The sequence below is a fragment of the Microbacterium sp. W4I20 genome (assembly GCF_030816505.1).
Lineage (GTDB): Bacteria > Actinomycetota > Actinomycetes > Actinomycetales > Microbacteriaceae > Microbacterium.
In genome coordinates this window covers 793899-811008 of record NZ_JAUSYB010000001.1, presented here as the reverse complement: position 1 = coordinate 811008, position 17110 = coordinate 793899, and the positions used below count along the sequence as shown (strand labels likewise).

The 17110-nt window shown below is 68.4% G+C and carries 13 protein-coding genes; 9 read left to right on the top strand and 4 right to left on the bottom strand.

What is annotated here, in order from left to right; translation table 11 throughout:
- Nucleotides 1-11 precede the first annotated feature (11 nt).
- Nucleotides 12-1325, top strand: coding sequence for an RIP metalloprotease (locus tag QFZ21_RS04030; protein ID WP_307374662.1), 1314 nt, complete (start codon nucleotides 12-14; stop codon nucleotides 1323-1325).
- A 19-nt stretch (nucleotides 1326-1344) separates the two neighbouring features.
- Here the strand turns inward: QFZ21_RS04030 and QFZ21_RS04025 are convergent, their stop codons facing one another.
- Complete coding sequence (locus QFZ21_RS04025) at nucleotides 1345-3228, bottom strand: chorismate-binding protein (protein WP_307374660.1); 1884 nt, start codon at nucleotides 3226-3228, stop codon at nucleotides 1345-1347.
- 251 nt (nucleotides 3229-3479) lie between these two features.
- Here QFZ21_RS04025 and ispG point away from each other — a divergent pair, with 251 nt between their 5' ends.
- A complete protein-coding gene (gene ispG, locus QFZ21_RS04020; protein ID WP_307374658.1) occupies nucleotides 3480-4610 on the top strand; it encodes a flavodoxin-dependent (E)-4-hydroxy-3-methylbut-2-enyl-diphosphate synthase in 1131 nt (376 codons plus the stop codon).
- A 41-nt stretch (nucleotides 4611-4651) separates the two neighbouring features.
- On the top strand, nucleotides 4652-5515 hold the full coding sequence (locus QFZ21_RS04015) for a hypothetical protein (protein WP_307374656.1): 864 nt from the start codon (nucleotides 4652-4654) through the stop codon (nucleotides 5513-5515).
- 34 nt (nucleotides 5516-5549) lie between these two features.
- Here QFZ21_RS04015 and QFZ21_RS04010 read toward each other — a convergent pair whose 3' ends face one another.
- Complete coding sequence (locus tag QFZ21_RS04010) at nucleotides 5550-6242, bottom strand: nucleotidyltransferase domain-containing protein (RefSeq protein ID WP_307374654.1); 693 nt, start codon at nucleotides 6240-6242, stop codon at nucleotides 5550-5552.
- 9 nt (nucleotides 6243-6251) lie between these two features.
- Nucleotides 6252-7670 (bottom strand): RNB domain-containing ribonuclease, encoded by a 1419-nt coding sequence (locus QFZ21_RS04005; RefSeq protein ID WP_307374652.1) that lies wholly within the window; start codon nucleotides 7668-7670, stop codon nucleotides 6252-6254.
- A 145-nt stretch (nucleotides 7671-7815) separates the two neighbouring features.
- Between QFZ21_RS04005 and QFZ21_RS04000 the strand changes: the two genes are divergently transcribed.
- The 3 genes from QFZ21_RS04000 to QFZ21_RS03990 are packed head-to-tail and all read left to right on the top strand — an operon-like array spanning nucleotide 7816 to nucleotide 11439.
- Nucleotides 7816-8586, top strand: coding sequence for an isocitrate lyase/phosphoenolpyruvate mutase family protein (locus tag QFZ21_RS04000; RefSeq protein ID WP_307374651.1), 771 nt, complete (start codon nucleotides 7816-7818; stop codon nucleotides 8584-8586).
- Nucleotides 8587-8632: 46 nt separating this feature from the next.
- A complete protein-coding gene (locus tag QFZ21_RS03995; RefSeq protein ID WP_307374649.1) occupies nucleotides 8633-10387 on the top strand; it encodes a proline--tRNA ligase in 1755 nt (584 codons plus the stop codon).
- 11 nt (nucleotides 10388-10398) lie between these two features.
- Nucleotides 10399-11439: a TIGR00730 family Rossman fold protein gene (locus QFZ21_RS03990; RefSeq protein ID WP_307374647.1), complete on the top strand. Its 1041-nt coding sequence runs from the start codon at nucleotides 10399-10401 to the stop codon at nucleotides 11437-11439.
- Here QFZ21_RS03990 and QFZ21_RS03985 read toward each other — a convergent pair.
- Entirely contained in the window at nucleotides 11408-12763 is a 1356-nt protein-coding gene (locus QFZ21_RS03985) for an FAD-dependent oxidoreductase (protein ID WP_307374644.1), read from the bottom strand. The genes QFZ21_RS03990 and QFZ21_RS03985 overlap by 32 nt on opposite strands.
- 132 nt (nucleotides 12764-12895) lie before the next feature.
- Between QFZ21_RS03985 and nusA the strand changes: the two genes are divergently transcribed.
- From nusA to infB, 3 genes are all read left to right on the top strand, one after another.
- Nucleotides 12896-13882: a transcription termination factor NusA gene (gene nusA, locus QFZ21_RS03980; RefSeq protein ID WP_307374642.1), complete on the top strand. Its 987-nt coding sequence runs from the start codon at nucleotides 12896-12898 to the stop codon at nucleotides 13880-13882.
- Between the two features lie 59 nt (nucleotides 13883-13941).
- A complete protein-coding gene (locus tag QFZ21_RS03975; protein WP_307374640.1) occupies nucleotides 13942-14196 on the top strand; it encodes a YlxR family protein in 255 nt (84 codons plus the stop codon).
- Between the two features lie 94 nt (nucleotides 14197-14290).
- On the top strand, nucleotides 14291-17074 hold the full coding sequence (gene infB, locus QFZ21_RS03970; protein WP_307374638.1) for a translation initiation factor IF-2: 2784 nt from the start codon (nucleotides 14291-14293) through the stop codon (nucleotides 17072-17074).
- The last annotated feature ends 36 nt before the right edge of the window (nucleotides 17075-17110 follow it).

The following is a 17110-nucleotide window of genomic DNA, read 5'->3' as shown; positions in this document are numbered from 1 at the left end:
AACGTGAGCAGGTGGAAATCCTGCTCTATCTGGGCGGCATCCTGTTCATGCTGATCGGGCTCGGCCTGTCGATCGGTCTGCACGAGGTCGGCCATCTCGTCCCCGCGAAGCTCTTCGGCGTGCGCGTCGGTCAGTACATGATCGGATTCGGCCCTCGTCTGTGGTCGAAGCGGATCGGCGAGACCGAGTACGGATTCAAGATGCTGCCACTCGGTGGGTTCATCTCGATGTCGGGCATGTACCCGGCCTCGAAGAACGCCGGGCCTGCGCGGGGGATCTTCCGCTCCCTCATCCAGGACGCGCGATCCGCCAATGACGAGACGATCGCCGAGGGCGCAGAGGACCGCGTCTTCTACAAGCTCCCTGTCTGGCAGCGCGTGGTGGTCATGCTCGGCGGGCCGTTCATGAACCTGATCCTGGCGCTGATCATCTTCACGGTCCTCGTCTCCGGAATCGGCGTGCAGCAGGGGACGACCACGATCGCGTCCGTGACGGAGTGCGTCGTCCCGGCGGGATCGCAGACCACGGAATGCTCCGCCGAGGAACCGGCGTCACCCGCTGCCGAGGCGGGGATCAAGCCGAGCGACGTGATCGTGTCGATCGACGGGCAGCCGGTGTCGACCTTCGCTGAAGCGACGGCCATCGTGCAGAAGGCTCCCGGCCGGACCCTGGAGATGGTCGTCCGTCGGGACGGCGCCGAGAAGACGCTCCGCATCACTCCGATCGCGGCGGAACGCAAGATCACGGATGCCAGTGGTCAGCCGATCCTCGACGAGGCAGGCGACCCGGTCGTCAAGACCGTCGGGTACGTGGGCATGGGCGCCCAGATGGGCTACGTGCAGCAGCCGCTGACGGCCGGCCCGCAGATGACGGCCGACACCGTCAGCCGCGTGGGCTCGCTGATCGTGACGCTTCCGGTGCGGATGTGGGACATCGGCGTGTCGCTGGTCACCGGGGGCGAGCGCGACCCGAACGGGCCGTTGAGCGTGGTCGGGGTCGGGCGTCTCGCCGGCGAGGTCGCCGCGACGGATGCGCCCGTGCTGAACCGCTTCGCCGTGCTGCTCGGGTTGCTCGGTTCGCTGAACGTCGCCCTCTTCGTCTTCAACCTCGTCCCGCTGCTGCCCCTCGACGGCGGTCATGTCGTGGTCGCGCTGTGGGAGGGCATCAAGCGAGTGTGGGCGAAGCTCTTCCGCCGCCCACCGCCGGCTCCGGTGGACGCGACGCGCCTCGTGCCGCTGACGGTGGTCGTCGCGGTGCTGCTCATCGGGATGGGCGCGCTGCTGCTCGTGGCGGACCTGTTCAACCCGATCAGCATCCTGCAATAGCTGCGGAGCGGCCCTCGGCTCAGGCGAGTGCGTGGCGGACGAGTCGCTCGAGCGTGTGGATGCCGTCGCGGGACAGGATCGACTCGAGGTGCCCCTGTACGGATGCGAAGCGCGGGCCGCGGAGTGCGTAGACGTCTCCGGAGCCGGGATCCGCTGACACCTCGGCGGGGCCGACGTTCGTCGTCCCCGGCGCCACCCGTGCGGTGAAGGTGTTGTAGAAGCCGATCGAGGCATCCTCGCCGAACACGGGAACCGACTTCTGCAGCCCCTGATGCGGAGCATCCAGGGGCATCAACTCGATGCCGAGCCGGTCGCCGAGGATCTGGTGACTCAGGCACACGGCGAGGAGCGGAGCGCCCGCGTCGAGGCGTCCGGCCACGACCTCCCGCATGCGGGCGATACGAGGGCTTCCGGCATCGCGGGGATCGCCGGGACCGGGTCCCGCCACCACGAGATCGGCGGCGGCCAGGTCGCCGTCCTGGACATCGCTCCAGGCGCCGATCGTCACGGAGAGGCCGAGGTGGCGCAGCTGGTGGGCCAGCATCGTGGTGAATCGGTCCTCCGCGTCGACGACCACGGCGGTGCGTCCGGCGAACGGCCCGTCGAGGTCGTCGCCCTGCGGATTGAGCCAGAAGTCCGCGAGGCGGGCGTTGCGCGACGAGAGCAGGTCGGCGATGGTCGGGTCGTCGGCGAGAGCGCGCTCGTCGCCCGGGGCATCGGCATCGCTGCGTGCCTCCGCCACCCGATCGCGGTCGATCGCACCGATCGCGCCCAGCACGCCGGCGGCCTTCCCGTGGGTCTCGGACACCTCGCCGAGCGGGTCGGAGTGCCGCACCAGCGTGGCCCCGACGGGCACGCTCAGTGCGCCGTCGTTCAGATAGACGGTGCGGATCAGGATCGGTGCATCGAGATCGTGGCCGCCCTCCGCGTTCGGGGTGAACAGGGCCGCGACACCGGAGTAGTAGCCACGGGGCTTCCTCTCGTGGCGACGGATGACCGCGCAGGCGTTCTGCATCGGCGATCCGGTGACCGTCGGTGCGAACATCGTCTCCCGAAGGATGTCGCGGGGATCGAGCGTGCTGCGCCCGCGGAGCATGTACTCGGTGTGGGTGAGGCGCGACATCTCCTTCAGATGAGGGCCGGTGATCCGACCACCGTCCGAACACACCGCGCTCATCATCTTGAGCTCTTCGTCGACGACCATGAAGAGCTCTTCGGTCTCCTTCGTCGAGGACAGGAATTCGACGAGGGTGTCCCGGGTCGCGCCGCCGGCCGGGTGGCGGAAGGTGCCGGAGATCGGGTTCATCGTGACGACCCCGCCGCGGGCGACCACGTGCGCCTCGGGGCTCGCCCCGACGGCGATGTGCCCCGGCGTGAACACCGCGAACGTCCAGTAGGCGCCGCGCTCATGCGTCAGCAGAGCCCGGAACCAGGTGAGTGCGGCCGTCCGATCGTCGGCGTCGATGCGGGCCGTGAAGTCGCGTCGGATGACGAAGTTGGCGCCCTCGCCGTGGCCGATCTCCTCGGCGATGACCTTCTCGACGATCGTCGCGTAATCCGCGTCCGCGATGTCGAAGCCGTCGTCGTGCAGCGGTACCGGTGCGGACGGGAGCGCCTCGATCAGTTCGGAGGTGGAGAGGTGATCGTGCTCGTCCACGATCAGGCATCGCAGCGGCGCGCCGTCCTCCTGGGCGACGAACCCGCGCTCTCGCACCTGGCGATACGGAACCAGCGCGAAGACCTCGCGTGGCACGCCGTCGATGTCGAGGGGGATGTCGCCGAGCAGATCGACATCGATCACATCGCCCGTGAGGAGCTCGACGGTGTCGGCGCCGTCGCGTGCGATGAGCACGAAGGATGCCGCCGGGTCGGCGCTGAGCTCGGCGAGTCGTGAGAGGGTCATCGATGTCTCCTGTGCAGGGCTCCGGCTCGGCTCAACGAAAAGACCGCCCCGGAGGCGGTCTGAATTCGTGGGAACGCGAACACACCGCCTAGGAGGCGGGCCACCAGGTGACGTTCGCGAGCATGGGGTGAAAACTACCACACCGCCGGTGTGCGCCTCGGGCGCGTGACGCGAAGACGGATGGAGGCCGTATCCAGCCCTCGTGCATCCTGGCGGCGTAGGCTGGACGGGTGCCAGCAGTGAATCTTGGGATGCCGAAGGTCCCCGTCGTCCTCGCCCCGCGCCGCAAGTCCCGCCAGATCAAGGTCGGCAAGGTGCTGGTGGGAGGAGATGCCCCCGTCAGCGTGCAGTCGATGACGACCACGAAGACGACCGACATCAACGGCACCCTCCAGCAGATCGCCGAACTCACGGCATCGGGCTGCGAGATCGTGCGCGTGGCGGTGCCGACGCAGGAAGACGCGGATGTGCTGCACATCATCGCGAAGAAGAGCCAGATCCCGGTGATCGCCGACATCCACTTCCAGCCGAAGTACGTGTTCCAGGCGATCGATGCCGGGTGCGCTGCGGTTCGCGTCAACCCGGGGAATATCCGCAAGTTCGACGATCAGGTCGGCGCGATCGCCAAGGCCGCGAAAGACGCCGAAGTCTCCCTTCGCATCGGCGTGAACGCCGGATCGCTCGACCCGCGTCTGCTGCAGAAGTACGGCAAGGCGACTCCCGAGGCGCTCGCCGAGAGCGCGCGCTGGGAGGCATCGCTCTTCGAGGAGCACGATTTCCATGACTTCAAGATCTCGGTCAAGCACAACGATCCGGTGATCATGGTGCAGGCCTACCGTCAGCTCGCGCAGATGGGGGACTGGCCTCTGCACCTCGGGGTGACCGAGGCCGGGCCCGCGTTCCAGGGAACGATCAAGAGCGCCACGGCGTTCGGCATTCTGCTCAGCGAGGGCATCGGAGACACCATCCGTGTCTCGCTGTCCGCCCCGCCCGCCGAAGAGGTCAAGGTCGGCCATCAGATCCTGCAGTCGCTGAACCTGCGGGAGCGCAAGCTCGAGATCGTGTCGTGCCCGTCCTGCGGGCGCGCGCAGGTCGACGTCTACACGCTGGCGGAAGACGTGACCGAGGGCCTCAAGGACATGACCGTGCCGCTGCGAGTGGCCGTGATGGGCTGCGTCGTGAACGGTCCCGGCGAGGCGCGCGAGGCTGACCTCGGTGTCGCTTCCGGCAACGGCAGGGGCCAGATCTTCGTGAAGGGTGAGGTCATCAAGACGGTGCCCGAGGCGGACATCGTCGCCACGCTGATCGAAGAGGCGAACCGCATCGCCGCGGAGATGGGCCCCGCGGCGCCTCTCGGCACCGCCCAGGTCGTCACCGTCTGATTCGCTCTCGCAGCGATCCTCCCCCTGACAGCAGGAGTTCCATGTCGTCCACGATCGTCTCCTTCGCCGACGGCTCCGTCCACGGCGACGCCACCGTCAGTCGTGTCGAGACGGGCCCGGACGGAGTGGTGGTCGTGGTCGACGCGACGCCGTTCCATCCTGTGGACCACACGTGGCCGGATCAGCCGGGCGACTCCGGCGAGCTGACCGCCGGAGCGGAGCGGGTCGAGGTCACCGAGGCCGTCATGGCTGCGGTGAGCGACGACGGCCGGTTCGCGGTCGGGAGCGACATCCCCGTCAAGCGTGGCGCCGAAGGGTGGACGTGGCTGGTGGGCCATCGGCTCGCCGGAGCGGCTCCCGACTGGCTGAGCCCCGGAGCGACTGTCTCGTTGACAGCGGATGCCGGTCGTCGGGCAGGTCTCAGCCGAGGGCACACCGCCTGCCACCTCGCTTCGCTCGCACTCGACCTCGCCGTCGCAGACCTGTGGCGGAAGGACCCGGGGGCGGATGCTCTCGGCAATCCGGACTTCGAGGGTCGCGCGAATCAGTTCAGTCGCATCCATGAGGACGGCAGCGTCGACGAGTACCGGCTCGGCAAGAGCCTGCGTCGAGCGGGGTTCGACACCGAGACCTTCGCAGCGACGCTCGCGAGCCGCGAGGCCGCAGCCAATGCGCAGCTCGCCGCATGGGTGGCTTCCGGCGCTGCGAGTCGCATCGAGACGGACGGCCCGACCATCGTGGATCGGCGCCGCTGGCACTGCGAGCTCCCCGAAGGAGAAGCGGTCATCCTGTGCGGCGGCACCCACGTCCACGCACTCTCCGAGTTCGCCTCGATCTCGATCGCCCTCGACCTGACGGATCCTCAGCTGCTGGTCATGACGACCACGGCGGTACCGGCGGGCTGACGGCAGCGCGGCTCGCGGCCCGACGGCCGGCGGCTCAGCGGACGAAACCCTCCTGCACCCTGCCTCCCGCGCGGTCGAGCTCCTCTGCCACGCGATCCGCGAAGGCGGTGTGGTCGCCCGCGAGCAACGGGGCGCTGAGCGCGTCTGCGCGTCGCGCGTCGAGCGCACGGAGTCGACGAGGAAGCCACTTGCCGATCGCGACCCAGCGATGGTTCGTGAGCAGCATCAGTTCGGCGGTCCGCTCGAACAGCACGGACGACAGCACGTGGCGCTCCAGCGGATCGGTGGCGTCGCGGAGATCATCGAGCACATCGGTGATGACGTAGCGACGGAACGCCGACTCGGCGACGTCGATCGTCGGCCCGGCATCCAGAATCATCCGCCAGTGCCGCCGCAGCTCTGCGGTGCGGGAATCCTCGCGGATCGCGATGCCCTCAACGAGCATGTCGACGATCACGGGCCGATGCTGAGAGACACCACGCTCCGCCCACTCGGCGAACCCGGTGGGCGTGTACGCGAACACCTCGATCGTCTCTCCCTCGAACCTGTGGGTCGAGGCCTCACTCGTCTGCGAGGCATCGTCGAACAGGGCGTCCCCGATGAGCAGCAGGTCGATGTCGCTGGTCGCCGTGCGCTCGCCCCGCGCAGTGCTGCCGCCCACGACGGCCGTCGAGGCGCGGGGATATGAGCGGGCGATGAATCGTTCGGCGGCGGCGAGATGGTCCACGCGGTCAGGCTACCCGGCCGAGAACTCCACCTCACCGAGGGCGACGTCGGCGCGGAGGATGCGGAGGCGCACCACGTCGCCGGGCTTCACGCCGGCCGGGATCGGCGCGGAGGCCGTGACCGCGGGATCCGCGATCTGGATCTGGGCGCGCTCGCCGCGCAGCTCGATGACGGTCGCATCGATCTCGGTGCCGACCAGCGGGGTGAGGAGGGCTGCTTCCACGCAGTTGATCGTGGCGGCGTTGAGCCGCGACGCGCGCTGACCCGACTCCTGCATGAGCGCCGGGAGCTGATCGAGTGACTCGCGAGCCCACGCCGGTGCCTCGCGTCCGTTCGACGTCTCGAGGCAGATGGCGAGCGACCAGCGGTCGACGAGCCGTCGCAGTGGAGCCGTGACGTGGGCGTAGGGAGCGGCGATCGCGGCCTGGACGGCGTCTTTCGGAGGCGTGCCATCGAAGGCCAGGTAGCCGGCGCCGCGGAACAGCGAGGCGGCAGCCTGCAGGACGGGGAGCGTCAGCGGATCGGCTCGGTCGAGGGCGCGGAGATACTCGCCATAGGTTCCGGATGTCCAGGGTCGACCGAGCGCTTCGGTCTGGTGGCGGAAGGCGTCGAAGGCATCGTCGTCGGGCTCCGGCATGGTCCGCAGTATCCCGACGCCGGCGTCGAGCATCAGGGATGCCGCGGCCATCCCCGTCATCAACGAAAGCTGGGCGTTCCACTCCTCCACGGGAAGTGGGCTGGTGCGTTCGATGCCGTAGGTGCCGTCCGCGTTCCGCACGACCTCCTCGTCGGGGAGGTTGAGGCTCGCGCCGCCGCGCAGACGCTCCTGTTCGAGCCGCAGGGCGCCGATCTCGGGCAGCAGACCGGCGGGGCCGTCCTCGTAGCGGTCGAGTGCCTGCTGTGTCGAGACGTAATCGAGCTGCGCGCGAGATCTGATGAGGGCGCGCTCCAGACGGAAATCGGTGACGACGCCTTCGACGTCGAGCGCGAACGTCCACACCAGGGCGGGGCGATCGACGTCGGGGAGCAGGGAGGCGCGGTCTTCGCTGAGGACGGGCGGATGCAGCGGGATCCTGCCGTCCGCTGCATACAGCGTCTGCCCTCGGCGGCGAGCCTCGGTGTCGACGGCACCGCCGGGTGTGACGAATGCGGGCACATCGGCGATGGCATAGCGGACCGCGTATCCGGAGCCCGCGCGCTCGAGGTGGAATGCCTGGTCGAGGTCGCGCGAACCCGCGGGGTCGAGGGTCGCGAACGGGATGTCGCGCAGATCGAGGTCGGGGGTCGCGGCGGTCGATGCCTCTGCTTCGGCGAGGACCTCGGACGGGAACTCGACCGGTGCGTCGAGCGACTCTCTGAGCGATGCCAGGGCGGCGGCGAGCTCGGTCTGTGCGGCGGAGGGGGCGACGTGCGATCGGCGCTGAGGCATGTCTCCACACTAGGTCGAGCAAGACGTCACGAACCTCGCAGCTCGGCAGGAACTTCGCACCGATCCGACAGTTTCTCCGCGAGGTTCGTGTCGTTCTGCGAACTTCCGTGGCCCCGATGTCGACGACCCGCGTTAGCGTGGAGGCATGACCACTGCAGCCAAGGCACAGACCCTGATCGGACTCTATGACGCGCCGGAGATCCTCCGGGTCGTGAACGTGTGGGACGTCGTCGGCGCGCGCGCCGTCGCGGCACTCCCCGAGACCAAGGCGATCGCGACCGCCGGCCACGGCATCGCCGCATCCTTCGGCTACGACGACGGGGCGACGCCGCGCGACGTGATGATCGACATGGTCGGACGCATCGCGGCATCCGTGCAGGTTCCCGTCACCGCCGACCTCGACGACGGCTACGGAGACGCGGGGGAGACCACGCGCCTCGCAATCGGCGTCGGCGTCGTCGGAGCCAACGTGGAGGACCGCCTCAAGCCGTTCGACGAGTCGGTCGCCGCGGTCGAGGCGATCGTGAAGGCAGCCGAGGCCGAGGGCGTGCCGTTCGCGTTGAACGCCCGCACCGACGCGTTCGTCCGCGCGGGCGTGCGCCCCGTGAAGGAGAGCATCGCCGACGCGATCCAGCGCGGACGCGCGTACATCGATGCCGGTGCGACCTCCGTGTTCGTGCCTGGCATCCTCGATGCCCACGTGACCCGCCAGCTCGTCGAGGGCATCGGCGAGCGGAAGGTCAGCGTCATCGGCATCCCGGGCGCGCTCGCCGCATCCGAGTACGAGAAGCTCGGCGTCGCACGCATCTCCTACGGGCCGCTCCCGCAGCGCGTCGCCCTGACCGCTCTGCAGGAGCTGGCGGTCAGCCTGTACGGCGGCGGAGTCGTCCCCTCGGGTCTGCCCGCGCTCAACTGACACCGCGTCGATGAGACCAGTGACCACGGCTCACTAGACTTGAGCCGTGGTCACTCGTCTTTCGAAATTCTTCCTCCGCACGCTCCGCGAAGACCCTGCCGAAGCAGAGGTCACCAGCCACCGGCTGCTGATCCGGGCTGGCTACATCCGCCGCGCCGCCCCGGGCGTGTTCACGTGGTTGCCGCTCGGCCTCAAGGTCAAGGCGAAGATCGAGGCCATCATCCGCGCAGAGATGGCCGCCGCCGGCGCTCAGGAAGTGCACTTCCCGGCCCTCCTGCCGCGCGATCCCTACGAGGCGTCCGGGCGCTGGGAATCCTACGGCGACGGCATCTTCCGTCTTCAGGACCGCAAGGGCGCCGACTATCTCCTCGCGCCGACCCACGAGGAGATGTTCACCCTGCTGGTGAAGGACCTCTACTCGTCGTACAAAGACCTGCCCCTGACGATCTACCAGATCCAGGACAAGTACCGCGACGAGGCGCGTCCCCGTGCCGGGCTGCTCCGAGGCCGGGAGTTCACGATGAAGGACGCCTACTCCTTCGACGCGTCGGATGCCGGTCTCGAGACCAGCTACCAGGAGCAGCGAGACGCGTACGAGCGCATCTTCCAGCGCCTCGGCCTGGAGTACGTGATCGTGAACGCCGACAACGGACTCATGGGAGGCGCGCGGAGCGAGGAGTTCCTGCACCCGACGCCGGTCGGCGAGGACACCTTCGTCCGCAGCGCGGGCGGGTACGCGGCCAACGTCGAGGCGTTCACCACGCCGGTGCCGGACGCCGTTCCCTTCGATGCCGACGCTTCGCCCGTCATCTTCGACTCGCCGGACACGCCGACCATCGAGACCCTCGTCGCGCACAGCAACGCGCACCTCGACGGCGACTACACCGCCGCCGACACGCTCAAGAACGTGGTCCTCGCCCTCTCGCACCTCGACGGCACTCGCGAGCTCGTCGTCGTCGGCATCCCCGGCGACCGCGAGGTCGATGAGAAGCGGGCTGAAGTGGCATTCGCCCCGGCCGATGTGTCGACCGCGACGGAAGACGACTTCGAGAACAACCCGCTGCTCGTGAAGGGGTACATCGGCCCCTGGTCGCCGACCGGCGCCGTGCTCGGCGAAGAGTCCGCCACCGGCATCCGCTATCTGGTCGACCCCCGCGTCAGCGAGGGGACGAGCTGGATCACCGGCGCGAACATCGATCAGAAGCACGCCCATTCGGTCGTCGCCGGACGTGACTTCTTCGCCGATGGCATCGTCGAGATCGCGAACGTCCGTGCGGGCGACCCTGCCCCGGACGGCTCCGGGCCTGTCGAGCTCGCGCGCGGCATGGAGATCGGTCATGTCTTCCAGCTCGGTCGCTTCTTCGCGGAGACTCTCGGGCTCAAGGTGCTGAACGAGAACGGCAAGCTCGTCACCGTCACGATGGGCTCCTACGGCATCGGCGTGACCCGGATCCTCGCGATCATCGCCGAGCTCAACAACGACGACAAGGGTCTGATCTGGCCGGCATCCGTCGCGCCGTTCGACGTGCAGGTCGTGGCAGCCGGACGCGACCAGGTCGCGTTCGATGTTGCTGAGGAACTCTCGGCGCAGCTCGAGACCGCGGGCCTCGATGTGCTCTACGACGATCGTCCCAAGGTCTCGCCGGGGGTGAAGTTCGGCGACGCCGAACTCGTCGGCGTGCCGAAGATCGTGATCGTCGGTCGCGGTGCTGCCGACGGGCAGGTGGAGCTGTGGGATCGCAGCACGGGTGAGCGCGACGCGCTGTCCCTCGATGAGGCGATCGCCCGACTCACGAGCTGATCGGAACCCGTATGACCGACGAACCGCTGCCGGAGTCCCTGACGGCTGAGATCAAGGCGGTGCTCGACGAGGCCGGCGTGAGCGCGGATCGCCGCCTGGTGATGCGGATGCTGCGCACGGCGATCGGGCTCGGCGAAGACGATGCCGACCGGCTCGATCTCAAGATCGCGTCGGCCGCTCTCGCCGAGATGCGAGACGCGTTCCGCTTGTTCGCACCGTTCCGCGGCGTGCCGAAGGTCAGTGTCTTCGGCTCCGCGCGCACACGCCAGGACGACCCCCTCTACCTGCAGGCCCGGGACACTGCCGCTGCCCTCGCTGCCGACGGGTGGATGGTCGTGACCGGCGCGGGGCCAGGGATCATGCAGGCCGCGGCGGAGGGTGCGGGTCCCGAACTCTCGCTCGGGGTGTCGATCCGTCTGCCGTTCGAGGAGAAGGCGAACAGCCTCGTCACCGGCCAGGGCCAGGTCGTCGCGATGAAGTACTTCTTCACCCGCAAGCTGATGCTCGTCAAGGAGTCGTCCGGCTTCATCTGCCTCCCCGGCGGGTTCGGCACGCTCGACGAGATGTTCGAGCTGCTCACGCTTCAGCAGACGGGCAAGGCGGAGCCGACGCCGATCGTGCTCCTGGATCAGCCGGGCGGCACCTTCTGGCAGGGACTGCAGCGCTTCATCGACGAGTGCCTGGAGCCCATGGGCGTCATCTCGCCCGGCGACTTCGACCGCGTCGTCGTCACGGATTCGGTCGAGACCGCGCGAGCGGAGATCGCCGGGTTCTGGCACAACTACGACTCGCTTCGGTGGGTCGGGGATTCGCTGGTGCTGCGCCTGCGCCACGAGCCGACGGATGCCGAGATCGACGGGCTCAACGAGCAGTTCGGTCTGATGCTGGCGTCCGGGCGGATCGAGCGGACGAGCCCGCTACCTCCCGAGGTCGGCGACGACGACCTGTTGCATCTGCCGCGGCTGATGCTGCACCTCGACCAGCGTCAGGTCGGGAATCTGTTCCGGCTGATCGGTGCGGTCAACGCGTTTCGGTCTGCTCACGCGCAGTGATGCGCGCGGCGAACTCGGCCAGGTCGATCGAATGGCCGAGGATGCGCTCGGCGGCACGGTGTCCTGAGTAGAACGCTGCGCCCACGGTCGCGGGCTCGTCGCCCCAGGTGGCTTCGCCGGCGAAATGCAGCACGCCGTCGACCGGACCCGCGAGTTCATCGTGGTCGTGATGCGACGACCCGACCGCCAGATGCGAGTACGAGCCGACGGAGAATCGGTCCTGCCCCCAGTGCGTGACCCAGTGCGCCTGCGGCTCACCCACGGCGTCGCCGTACAGCACACGCAGCGCACGGACGGCATCCGCGACCACCTCGTCATCCGGAAGCTCCTGCATACGCCGGCCGAACGGTCCCGCCGCGAACGTGAGCAGGGTCGGGATGCCGCTCACCGCGGAGACGTCGTACCAGGAGTGCCAGTGCTCCCCGGCCTCACCGAGCGCCCGGATCACATAGCTTCCCTCGGCCCAGAACCGCTCGGGAAACTGGATGAAGATCTTGTTGAACACGCCCATGCCCAGGCGTCCGATGGGACCGGCGACAGACTCCGGCAGAGGCGGCTCGAACGCGATCGACCCGGCCTGGAGAACGCCGAGCGGCACGGTCACGACGACGCGATCCGCGGTGAACTCGTCACCATCGGTCCTGACGACGACACCGGCATCCGAACGGGTGACGCGGGTGACGACGTGATCCAGCCGGATGTCGAGTCCCGCGCCGATGCGATGCGGGAGTTCGTCGTAGCCGCGCGGGAAGATGACCTCGTCGCCGTCGATGGCGTCCTCGTCGAGACCGTGCGCGTCGAGATCGCCGATCCAAGCGCCGCACTGCTCCTCGACGCGGTGGCGGAAGAACTCCCGGATCTCGTCGATGCGCTCCGGCGACAGTCCTGAGCGGTCGAGCGCGCGTTCGGTCACATCAAGATACGTGTCGCCGGGGGAGGAGGCCGCGATCTCCTCCACGAGGAGACGATCGGCCTCGTCGACATCGGATATCCACTGCGCGATGGCCGCGGCATCCATCGCCCGGCCGTCTCCGTCGAAGTTCTCGATCGGGCGGCCGCCGACCTGGAAGCTGCCCACCGTGTACTCGAGCGTGGGGATGCCGAGCGCCTGCACGAACTCCCAAAGCGGGGACGCGTCGATCCCGTGCACCCAGGAGGCGCCGAGATCGACGGGGAAGGCTGCCTGTCGATCGGTGTTCATCCGACCGCCGACACGATCGCGCCCTTCCAGCACGACGACCCGCTGACCGGCATCCGCGAGCATGCGCGCGGCGGTGACCCCCGACATCCCTGCTCCGACGACGATGGTGTCGAACCTGTCCACGCGTTCCTCCTGCGATGTCTCAGCGGCTTCCGCGCAGCTGCCGCCGTGGCAACAGGCGGTGGGCACAGGGTATCGTGGTACGGATGTCGCGCGTGCGAACAGGCGCGACGAGAGCTGAATAGGGAGGCCGTCATGGACATCGAATTGAGTCTGCTGCGAGGGATCGAGAAGGAGAAGGCGATTCCCTTCGAGGAACTCGTCTCGATCATCGAGCAGGCGATCCTGACCGCTTACTCCAAGCACGTCGCCGGTGACGGCGCGGCCCCCGAAGGCGTCCGTGTGCACCTCGATCGCAAGACGGGTCATGTCGACGTGCTCCAGGTCGTCCGGGATGAAGAGGGCGCGATCATCGGCGAGGAGGACGCGACTCCCGACGACTTCGGCCGCATCGCCGCCTTCGCCGCCAAGCAGGTCATCAGCCAGCGTCTGCGCGACATCGCTGATGACGTCGTGCTCGGCGACTTCAAGGACAAAGAGGGCGACATCGTCGCCGGCGTGATCCAGCAGGGGCCGAACCCGCGGATGATCCACGTCGACCTCGGCGCCGTCGAGGCCATCCTCCCGCCTGAGGAGCAGGTGCCTGGCGAGGAGTACACCCACGGCGCCCGGTTGCGCGTGTACGTCACGAGCGTGGCGAAGGGTCTCAAGGGTCCGCAGATCACCGTGTCACGCACCCACCCCGGCCTGGTCCGCAGGCTCTTCGCGCTCGAAGTGCCCGAGATCGCCGCGGGACTGGTCGAGATCGTCTCGCTCGCTCGCGAGGCGGGGCATCGCACCAAGATCGCCGTCAGGGCGAACGACCCGTCCATCAACGCGAAGGGCGCCTGCATCGGCGAGATGGGGCGTCGCGTCCGTGCGGTGACCGAGGAGCTCGCGGGGGAGAAGATCGACATCGTCGACCACGATCCCGATCTCGCGACATTCGTCGCCCACGCCCTGTCGCCCGCCAAGGTGACGAGCGCCTTCGTGCTCGACGCCGGGACCAAGGCCGTCCGTGCTCTGGTGCCCGACTACCAGCTGTCGCTCGCGATCGGCAAGGAGGGTCAGAACGCGCGTCTGGCCGCCAAGCTCACCGGGGCGAAGATCGACATCCAGCCCGACAGCGTCCTCGACGACTGACCGCATCCGCCCCTCGACTCTCCGGGTGAGAGCGAGGGGCGGCGGAACGCAGGTGTAAGATGGAACCCGTACGAACGTGCGTCGGCTGTCGCATGCGTGCTTCCCGCTCCGCTCTTCTCAGAGTGGTGTCCCAGAACAATGTGCTCGTCATGGACGAGGACGCGGTTCTGCCGGGGAGAGGCGCATGGGTGCATCCGACACGGGAATGCATGGATGCCGCTCTGCGGCGTCGCGCATTCGGTCGAGCACTGCGCGTCTCCACTCCGTTGGACACGCGGAACTTCGAACAGAACCCACCAAGAAACAAAGGCTGAACAGCTATGGAAACAAAGTGAACGGCTCGAAATGAGACCCGTCCGCGACTAGTGGTCTGCCCTGTCTGGGTGGACCGACTCAGACAGGAGAATTGTGGCTGGTAAACCACGCGTACATGAGATCGCCGCCGAACTCGGCGTCGACAGCAAGGTCGCTCTTGCAAAGCTCAAAGAACTCGGCGAGTTCGTGAAGAGCCCGTCCTCGACCATCGAACCGCCGGTGGCGCGCAAGCTGCGCGCGGCGATCGAAGCCGATGGCTCGCTCAAGACCGGTGCGGATGCTGCGCCTGCAGCCAAGCCCGCGTCGAAGCCCGCCGCCTCGAAGCCCGGCGCGAAGCAGGCGCCGACGCCCGGCCCGAAGCCCGGTCCGAAGCCTGCCCCCGAGCCGGCCCCGGCCCCGGCACCCGAGCCCGAAGCTCCGGCTCCGGCCGCACCCGCGCCCGCTGCAGAGGCCCCCGCGGCACCGGCAGCAGCTGCTGCGCCCGCTGCGGAGAAGTCCGCCGACGGCGGCGCCCCGAAGCCCGGAGCCCCGCGCCCCGGTAACAACCCGTTCTCCTCCTCGCAGGGGATGGGTCAGCGTCCGGCGGGTCCCCGTCCGGGCAACAACCCCTTCGCTTCCGCGCAGGGCATGGGCCAGCGCCCGAGCCCGACGCCCGGAAACATCCCGCGCCCGCAGGCGCCTCGCCCCGGCGCTCCGCGTCCGGGTGCCCCGCGTCCCGGCGGTCCCGGTCGTCCCGGTGGTGCCGGTCGTCCCGGTGGCGGCGGTCGTCCCGGTGGCGCCCCGTTCCAGCAGCGTCCCGGCGGCCCCGGTCGTCCCGGCGGTGCCGGCGGACCCGGTGGTGCAGGCGGCCCCGGTGCACGTCCCGGTGGCGGCGGCTTCGCCGGTCGTCCGGGTGGCGGCGGCGGTCGCGGCCGTGGCCCCGGCGGTGGTACCGCAGGTGCCTTCGGCAAGGGCGGCGGCAAGAGCAAGCAGCGCAAGTCGCGGCGGGCGAAGCGGCAAGAGTTCGAGATGCGGAGTGCTCCGGTCGTCGGTGGCGTCAACGTCACCCGCGGCAACGGGGAGATCATCCGCATGCGTCGCGGCGCGTCCATCGCGGACTTCGCCGACAAGATCGAGACGCTGACGGGCTACACGGTTCAGCCGGGAACTCTCGTCACCATCCTCTTCAACCTCGGCGAGATGGCCACGGCCACCGAGTCGCTGGACGAGGCCACGTTCGAGGTCTTGGGTGAGGAGCTGGGTTACAAGATCCAGATGGTCTCGCCCGAGGACGAGGACAAGGAGCTCCTCGAGGGCTTCGGTCTCAACCTCGATCAGGAGCTCGAGGAGGAGAGCGAGGACGACCTCGAGATCCGTCCGCCGGTCGTCACCGTCATGGGTCACGTCGACCACGGTAAGACCCGACTGCTCGACGCCATCCGCCAGACCAACGTCATCGAGGGCGAGGCCGGTGGCATCACCCAGCACATCGGTGCGTACCAGGTGTGGACCGAGCACGAGAACATCGAGCGCGCGATCACCTTCATCGACACCCCGGGTCACGAGGCGTTCACCGCCATGCGTGCCCGTGGTGCTCAGGTGACCGACCTCGCGATCCTCGTGGTCGCCGCCGACGACGGCATCATGCCGCAGACGGTGGAGGCTCTGAACCACGCCCAGGCGGCGAACGTGCCGATCGTGGTCGCGGTCAACAAGGTCGACAAGCCCGACGCCAACCCGTCCAAGGTGCGCCAGCAGCTCACCGAGTACGGTCTGGTCGCGGAGGAGTTCGGTGGAGACGTCATGTTCGTCGACGTGTCGGCTCGTGCCGGCACCGGCATCCAGGAGCTCCTGGACGCGGTGCTGCTCACCGCTGACGCCGGTCTCGACCTGACCGCCAACCCGAACAAGGCCGCTCGCGGTGTCGCCATCGAGGCGAAGCTCGACAAGGGCCGCGGTTCGATCGCCACGGTGCTGATCCAGTCCGGAACGCTCCGTATCGGTGACGCGATCGTCGCAGGCACCGCCTACGGCCGTGTGCGTGCGATGGCCGACGAGAACGGCGATGCGGTCCTCGAGGCCTACCCGTCGCGTCCGGTGCAGGTGCAGGGTCTGAACTCCGTGCCCCGCGCCGGCGACGTCTTCATCGTCACCGAGGAAGACCGCATGGCTCGTCAGATCGCTGAGAAGCGCGAAGCCGTCGAGCGCAACGCCCAGCTGGCCAAGGCCCGCAAGCGCATCTCGCTCGAGGACTTCACCCGCGCTCTCCAGGAGGGCAAGGTCGAGTCGCTCAACCTCATCATCAAGGGTGACGTCTCCGGTGCCGTCGAGGCGCTGGAGGAGTCGCTCCTCAAGATCGAGGTCGACGATTCGGTGCAGCTGCGCATCATCCACCGCGGTGTGGGTGCGATCACCGAGTCCGACGTGAACCTGGCGACGATCGACAACGCGATCATCGTCGGCTTCAACGTGCGTCCCGACACGAAGGCGCGCGAGCGCGCTCAGCGCGAAGGCGTCGACATCCGGTTCTACTCGGTGATCTACAACGCCATCGACGAGGTCGAGAACTCGCTGAAGGGCATGCTGAAGCCGGAGTACGAAGAGGTCCAGTCGGGCGTCGCGGAGATCCGCGAGGTCTTCCGTTCCTCCAAGTTCGGCAACATCGCCGGTGTCATCGTGCGGTCGGGAACGATCACGCGAAACGCCAAGGCCCGCGTCATCCGCGATGGCGTCGTCGTCGGCGATGCACTCGCCATCGAGTCGCTGCGCCGGTTCAAGGACGACGTCACCGAGGTCCGCACGGACTACGAGGCCGGTATCGGCCTCGGCAAGTTCAATGACATCCAGATCGGCGATGAGATCGAGACGATCGAACTCGTCGAGAAGCCTCGCGGCTGACCTGGTCGAAATCACTCGGGCGTCCTTCCTCGCTCC